The organism is Acinetobacter sp. SwsAc2 (assembly GCF_013391465.1).
Classification (GTDB): domain Bacteria; phylum Pseudomonadota; class Gammaproteobacteria; order Pseudomonadales; family Moraxellaceae; genus Acinetobacter; species Acinetobacter johnsonii.
Window position 1 is genome coordinate 77,812 of record NZ_JACBEZ010000012.1, and the last position, 7,599, is coordinate 85,410.

General features: G+C 39.9%; 5 protein-coding genes and 1 rRNA gene. 2 read left to right on the forward strand and 4 right to left on the reverse strand.

Annotation, left to right across the window (positions count from 1 at the left end; translation table 11 throughout):
• Positions 1–85: 85 nt before the first annotated feature.
• A complete protein-coding gene (gene dinB, locus HYI04_RS07535; protein WP_159153623.1) occupies positions 86–1,147 on the forward strand; it encodes a DNA polymerase IV in 1,062 nt (353 codons plus the stop codon).
• Between the two features lie 541 nt (positions 1,148–1,688).
• Positions 1,689–2,045: a RidA family protein gene (locus HYI04_RS07540; protein WP_125273446.1), complete on the forward strand. Its 357-nt coding sequence runs from the start codon at positions 1,689–1,691 to the stop codon at positions 2,043–2,045.
• A gap of 62 nt (positions 2,046–2,107) precedes the next feature.
• Here the strand turns inward: HYI04_RS07540 and HYI04_RS07545 are convergent, their stop codons facing one another.
• From HYI04_RS07545 to rrf, 4 genes are all read right to left on the reverse strand, one after another.
• On the reverse strand, positions 2,108–2,650 hold the full coding sequence (locus HYI04_RS07545; RefSeq protein WP_159153624.1) for a DUF2726 domain-containing protein: 543 nt from the start codon (positions 2,648–2,650) through the stop codon (positions 2,108–2,110).
• A 381-nt stretch (positions 2,651–3,031) separates the two neighbouring features.
• Complete coding sequence (locus HYI04_RS07550) at positions 3,032–5,437, reverse strand: YgiQ family radical SAM protein (RefSeq protein ID WP_159153625.1); 2,406 nt, start codon at positions 5,435–5,437, stop codon at positions 3,032–3,034.
• A 499-nt stretch (positions 5,438–5,936) separates the two neighbouring features.
• Positions 5,937–7,229, reverse strand: a complete 1,293-nt coding sequence (locus HYI04_RS07555) for a glutamate carboxypeptidase (protein ID WP_159153626.1) — start codon at positions 7,227–7,229, stop codon at positions 5,937–5,939.
• 252 nt (positions 7,230–7,481) lie between these two features.
• Positions 7,482–7,596, reverse strand: a 5S ribosomal RNA gene (gene rrf / locus HYI04_RS07560).
• Positions 7,597–7,599 lie beyond the last annotated feature (3 nt).

Here is a 7,599-nt window from a genome sequence, read left to right on the forward strand (position 1 = left end):
ACTATGTCGCTTATGCCGCATGTAGAACTACGCAATCGATCTGAATAGTGCAATACTGGCTTAGGTTTCAATATTAAAATTCAGCATGCGAAAAATCATTCACATCGACATGGATGCCTTCTATGCCTCGGTGGAGTTACTTGATCGTCCCGACTTAAAGCATTTACCTGTGGTGATTTCTTCACACCATCCCCGTGCTGTCATTGCAGCCGCATCCTACCCTGCACGCAGTTACGGACTCCGCTCTGCCATGTCGATGACTCAAGCCAAAAAACGCTGCCCTCAAGTGGTGGTGATTGAACCTAATTTCTCTAAATATCGTGCGGTCTCAGAGCAAATTCATGCAATTTTTCAGCGTTATACCACACTCATTGAACCGCTTTCCTTAGATGAAGCTTATTTAGATGTAACGGAAAATTTACAACAACTGGCCAGTGCCACAGAAGTTGCTGAACGCATCCGTGCTGATATTTTTCACAGCACAGGACTGACCGCCTCTGCGGGTGTTGCACCCAATAAGTTTCTAGCCAAAGTTGCTTCGGACTGGAATAAACCCAATGGTATCTGCGTGATTAAACCTTCACAAGTTCAGCAGTTTATTCAACACTTGCCGCTTAAAAAAATCCCTGGAGTGGGGAAAGTCATGCAAGAAAAATTACATGCGCTCAAACTTGAAACTTTAGGTGATTTACAGCATGTGGATGAAAATATCCTGATTCATCATTTTGGCAAATATGGCAAACAGCTCTATCTCTATGCGCAAGGGATTGATGAGCGTCCTGTACAAGCGGAACGAGAACGTCAGCAAATTTCAAAAGAAACCACTTTTGATGATGACTTAACCATTGAACAATGTCTCCCATTTTGGCCCAAGTTGATTGCACAAGTCTGGCAAAGCTTAGATAAAAAGCAACTGTATGCCCGCGGTGTCACCGTCAAAATGAAACTGAAAAACTTTCAAACCTTACAGCACAGTAAAAGCTTCAAAACGCCATTAAAGCATCAAACTGAACTACAAATGACCTTAGATATCTTACTCAAAGAAATGCAAATCACACCGGATCAACAATTTCGTCTTATCGGTGTTGGGGTCTATGCACTTTCGACTCAAGAGCCTCTACCCCAGCTCTCTTTATGGTCTGACTGATTGCTCAATCAGTCATTTTTTAACCAAAAGAACAAAAATAATGCAATTTAGCATTCACAAACTGTGTTTTTAGAGTAATCTAATGACGCGCTGCATTTATCCATGTAACCGCTGAGATGCTAAAACTTACCTTTACTTTTAGCATACGTCCTGTGATTGGCGTGACGATCAAATCCGAAGATTACAGGACATCTCTGATATTTATATGGTATTCCCGCCTCTATATTACAGAGCAGTGCTTTAGCATCAGAATAATCCAATATTTTTAAATATACTGTTATAAAGTCCGAATAAGATTGACCTATTAATCGCGTTCCTTCATTTTTTGTAATTCCCACGTCGATATATTGATATCAACTATCCATTTATCTCCCTCTGTTCACTTTACCTACAGAAATAGATTTGATCCTTCACGCTGTAAAATTCTGCACCTGATTGAAAGCCAACATCGTAGCCATCTGTCATACATGAGTTTGTGGTAGGCTATTGAACTACATTTTTATGTTCTATTTTTATACTCATCACACAGGATGCATACATCATGACGGTTCAACGTTTGCATGTCTCAAATCGTTTTTCTGAAGTTGCGATTGCTGGCAATCTCGTTCATTTGGCAGGTCAACTGGCGTCTGACTTTGATCTCGATATTAAAGGTCAAACCCAACAAACATTCGACATGATTGACCAATTTCTTGCTGATGCAGGCACAGATAAAAGCCATATCTTATCGGTAACGATTTATTTGAAGAATATTGAACAAGACTATGCAGCGTTCAATGAAGTTTGGGATGCTTGGGTTGCAGACATTGATGCCTTACCACGTACCTGTGTTGAAGCTAAACTTTATGATCCAAGAGTATTGGTAGAGTTAACCGTTGTTGCAGTGAAACCTGCATAAAAATATACGCATCATGAGAAGCATGAATCTTCATGTTTTTTATGATGCGCGCTGAGATTCAGTTAGCCGATCAGACGTAATTTTCGAGTTTGTGCTGCGTTATAGTAATCATATTTTTTGGCCACATGCGTATCTTTAGTCAAACGCGACGAAGCATAGAGATCGCCATAAAAATCTTCACGTAACTGATGATAGTCAGGCACTTCTTCATAACGAATCACTTTATAGCCAGCCATATCGAGGATCGCATCCTGAAACTGTGCCTTTTGTGGACGTTTCAATGAAAGCGGATCTTCTAAAGCAACCACTGCCAAAACTTGTTGTGCACTATCCATAATCACAAAATCAGCCACCAAATTGCGGTATTTGTTTCGTGTACGTGAAAATTTTGTAGTCAGTAAGGCATCATAAGACACATGTGCCAGAACAGTATGATGCGGTAAAATTTCTTTCAAACGAGTATAAGTCAGTTGCTCATGCATACTAAAAATAGCACGTTGTCTTAATGCACTATCTTGCTGCTTGGTCTTAGGGATCAACGCTTTACTCGCTAAAATCATGACCAGTATCAACAACACGCTACCAATTACCATATAAGTTGTCATATTTGTATCCTTTTCATCTTTATTATAATTTTCGGTATCACAACCATTTTTATTCGATCAGTATAACCTACTGACCATTTACCCAAACCACGCAATAAAAAAACTAAAGCTAAAATCAAACAAAAGCTGATAAAACTAAACAATTTTTTGCAATGTCATTCGTTCTAACACGTTTTGTTTTAATCCGAATGAAATTTTGGCTCTTTAGCCTATCTACACTGTAATAGAGTGATTCATTCACGTGCAATATGATTCTTCGGATTGACCCAATTTTCCCGACGGATGGCAGAAAAGCCAATCTTTGAGCTATTTTTCTAACGCAATAAAAAGATCGATCCTAAAAAAGGATGCCGTAGCATCCTTTTTTATATTCAATTGCGATTAAGCACGTGACTTAGACTTCGGTTTTGATTTTGAATGTCCAAATGGCTTCTTGGCATCACCTGTTTCACGCGGTGGCAAACCTGTATGCTGCGTTAAAATCTGACCGCGCTCAGGACGCTTTTTGGTATTCGATGGACGCGATTGATTTTTCGCTTGTTGGTTACGGCTATCACCATTACGTTTTTGCGAATCACCATCCACGGTTGAGTTTTTCTTCCGAGCAGACTGATACTGACCTTCTGTCCCTTGCGGTTGATAGGTTGGAATCAAATGCTGTTTCGAGTTACCAATCAAGTCTTGGCGGCCCATCTCTTTTAAAGCTTCACGTAATAATGGCCAGTTGTTTGGATCATGATAACGCAAGAAGGCTTTATGCAGACGACGACGCTTCTCACCTTTCACAATATCCACATCTTCAGTATATCGCGCCACTTTGGCTAATGGGTTTTTACCCGTGTGATACATGGTGGTCGCGGTTGCCATTGGCGATGGATAGAAAGTCTGTACCTGATCGGCACGGAAACCATTTTTCTTCAACCAAATCGCCAAATTCATCATGTCATATTCAGTCGTACCTGGATGTGCTGCGATAAAGTACGGAATTAAATACTGCTCTTTACCTGCCTCTTTACTGAAACGATCAAACATTTGCTTGAAACGATCATAGGTCCCGATGCCCGGTTTCATCATCTTCGACAATGGACCTTTTTCGGTATGTTCCGGGGCAATTTTTAAATAACCACCAACGTGATGTTGTACCAACTCTTTGACATATTCAGGGTTTAACACCGCCAAGTCATAACGCAGACCCGAACCAATCAGAATCTTTTTGACGCCTTTAATGGCGCGTGCTTTACGATATAGCTGCGTTAAAGGTGCATGATCGGTATGTAAGTTTTGACACACACCCGGATAAACACAGGATGGTTTACGACAATTCTTTTCAATCTCAGGGTCTTTACAGTGCAAACGATACATGTTTGCTGTAGGCCCACCTAAGTCAGAAATGATGCCGGTAAAGCCCGGTGCGGTATCACGAATCTTTTCCACTTCACGCAAAATTGATTCTTCAGAACGGTTTTGAATGATACGTCCTTCATGTTCTGTAATCGAACAGAAGGTACAGCCACCAAAACAACCCCGCATGATGTTCACAGAGAACTTAATCATGTCAAATGCAGGGAAACGCGCATCCCCATACACAGGATGGGGTAGACGTGCATAAGGTAAATCAAACACATAGTCCATTTCTTCCGTGGTTAGCGGAATCGGTGGAGCATTTAACCAAACATCACGCTCGCCATGCTTTTGTACTAAAGCACGTGCATTTCCTGGATTGGTTTCTAAATGCAAAATACGGTTAGCATGCGCATACAGCACAGGATCATTCACCACTTCCTCAAAAGATGGTAAACGAATCACTGCCAGTTCACGCGGCGGTAATTTATGTTTAATTGCCTTTGAAGACGGCTGTAATTGCACAATTTGTGTATCAGGATCGAGTTTATCCCCTTCACGAACAATTTGATTCGTCACAATTTCTTTTTGGAAATTTTGGTATTGAGTTAAAGAATTACCCTTATCTTTTTCAATTTCACAGCCATCTAAATCTTCAGTCATCACATAAGGATTGATAATCGGATCAACACGGCCAATGGTATCCACATCATTCGATGCGATTTCCACAAACTTGGCTTTAGATGGACGATTTAATTTATTCACAATAAATGCCGTGCCACGAACATCGGTAATTTCGTGAATTTTTTCGCCTTTGGCTAAGCGATGCATCACTTCAGTAATTGAACGCTCACCATTACCATACATCAAAAGATCGGCTTTTGAGTCCATCAACACTGAACGACGTACTTTATCTGACCAATAGTCATAGTGCGCAATACGACGCAAAGACGCTTCTATTCCACCTAACAATACAGGTACATCTGGAAATGCTTCGCGCACACGTTGGCAATATACGGTTGCTGCACGGTCTGGACGTTTATTGGGTAAATTATCTGGTGAATAGGCATCATCAGAACGAATTTTACGATCAGCCGTATAACGGTTGATCATCGAATCCATGTTCCCAGCAGTCACACCCCAAGCGATATTTGGCTTACCCAAAACGCGGAATGCTTCAACATTCGTCCAATCAGGTTGTGCAATAATCCCCACACGGAAACCTTGTGCTTCTAACGTACGGCCAATAATGCCCGAACAAAATGATGGATGGTCGATATACGCATCACCACAGACCAAAATAAAGTCACAACTATCCCAACCGAGTTGGTCCATTTCCTCGCGCGACATCGGCAAAAATGGCGCAGGTTCAAAACATGACGCCCAATATTTGTCGTAATCAAACAACGCTTTAGACGCGGTCTGCATAGTATAAGCAGTAGACATGGCTAGCAATTCTCGGCTGGCAGATGAAAGATCTCAAATAAAGATCAAAGATGAAAGCCGATCATTTTACCATGAATTACATTCAGCTTGCTTGGTTAAAAAAGCATCATTTACAGCACGTTATCATTTATTTTTTTATACAAAAATATTTTTGAGATATTTATTTAAAAAGAAACAATTCGACAGTGAAGACCCAAAAAGCTGGCCCTTCATTTCTTAAAGAATACATACCAATGTCCAGTCAATTGGGACAATAAACACTACACCGAAACCCAACAGATTCCGCTGAATTACGCAGCAAAGAATGAAAAATTAACATCAGCTATAGCTATGCCAATCTCTCAGAATATCCCTCACTTTATGGCGCTTTTATTTAAGATCTCATCCATTTCCTTTTAAGATTCTAATATTTAGATTAATGAAAGATGCTGCTAAAAATAAACACCATCTTTCATCATGTAAAAACTCAAATCAGTTGAATTCTTTCACACCAACTTTATTATTTTTGAGCGGTCGATAAGTCCATAATCAACTTTGTCGCTAAATATAAACGCGGCACAATACTTTCGACCAGAATATATTCAGCATTATTCGAATGTGCACCATCACCAGATAAGCCCATGCCTTCTAAAATCGCTGCTTTCGAATTTAAGCCAGCAAATGCGGCATCTGTACCACCACCTGTTGCTTCAGCTAAGACCTTCATTGGTAAGTTAAAATCAGTTTTGTAAATAAGCTGTGCTTGTTCAGCCAATTTTTTTGCCTGTGGATTTGCCATTAAAGGTGGGCGACGCATTTCAAACTTTAACTTAACTTCACTATCAGCTAACTTTTTACGTTTAATCCTTTCCTGTAATACACGTTCCACTTGCTGAAAATCTTTAACTTGCAAAGCACGAACATCTGCTTGTGCAGTCGCAAGGTCTGGAATCACGTTACGCACTTTACCTGCACTCGCTACAGTCCAGTTTAATTTCAACCCTGTTTTAGGATTGGATAAGTCTTGTAACTGTAAGATTTGATGTGATAATTCTGTCAGTGCATTTATGCCTGCTTCAGGCTTAACCCCTGCATGTGCAGGTTTCCCGTGAACCTCTAAATATGCTGCACCAATCCCACTGGTGGCTAAACGTAAACTGCCGTCTTTACCACCACCTTCAAATGACAAAACCACATCTTGGTCTTGTGCAGTTTCAGTAATCAGTTTGCGTGAACCTGGCGAACTGATCTCCTCATCGGAGTTAAGTAAGATTGTGATCGTGCCATAATCTTGATAATTCAACTTTTTCAAAAGATCAAGCGTATGAATAATCGCAGCAACCCCCTGTTTATCATCTAAAATTCCGAGACCAAAAACTTTATCCCCTTCCATTTTAAAAGGTTGGTCTTTCAACATCCCTGTTAAATACACCGTATCCATATGAGCAATTAGCATAATTTTACTGCTGCCTTTACCCTTTAAAACAGCTTTTACCATTGGACCAGTCTGTTGAGGCGTATCATCCATACGATATATATCTTTGGCTTCTACAATACTGACCTCAGCACCTGTCGTTTTTAATTGTTCGGCGACATATTTAGCGATCTTATTCACGCCGACAAGATCTTTACTCCCCGACTCAATATTGACTAAAGCCTCTAGAGTATTTAAATAATTCTTTTTTTCTGACTCAACCAGATGTTTGACCTGATCATTAGATACAGCATGTACTTGCCCAAAAGCTAAACAGCTCAACAACGCACATGAGATTAAAGGAAGTTTTTTCAGTTGATATTGAATTTTATTAGACATACTCATTATTCCATTTAAAGATATTGCTAACAAACTATGAACATTTGATCGACTATTCAATATTTTTAAAAATCTAAAAATAAAAAATGTTAGATAGATTAAATGTCATGATCGATAAATAAGTAAATCAGTATGTAGAAACCTATCCTAAACCTCAATTAGACGATTGATTCGTTTATTTTATATTATTTAATATATTCAGCATAAAAAAATCCCCCTCAGCGCTTAGCGGAGGGGGATTTAGAATTAATGAGCTGGCGATGACTTACTCTCACATGGATAACTCCACACTACCATCAGCGCTAAGAGGTTTCACTTCTGAGTTCGGGAAGGGATCAGGTGGTTCACTCTTGCTATTGTCGCCAGCACA

Coding starts and splice junctions, on each gene's coding strand:
- dinB (WP_159153623.1), top strand. CDS start 86: ATGCGAAAAATCATTCACATCGACATGGATGCCTTCTATGCCTCGGTG.
- HYI04_RS07540 (WP_125273446.1), top strand. CDS start 1,689: ATGACGGTTCAACGTTTGCATGTCTCAAATCGTTTTTCTGAAGTTGCG.
- HYI04_RS07545 (WP_159153624.1), bottom strand. CDS start 2,650: ATGACAACTTATATGGTAATTGGTAGCGTGTTGTTGATACTGGTCATG.
- HYI04_RS07550 (WP_159153625.1), bottom strand. CDS start 5,437: ATGTCTACTGCTTATACTATGCAGACCGCGTCTAAAGCGTTGTTTGAT.
- HYI04_RS07555 (WP_159153626.1), bottom strand. CDS start 7,229: ATGTCTAATAAAATTCAATATCAACTGAAAAAACTTCCTTTAATCTCA.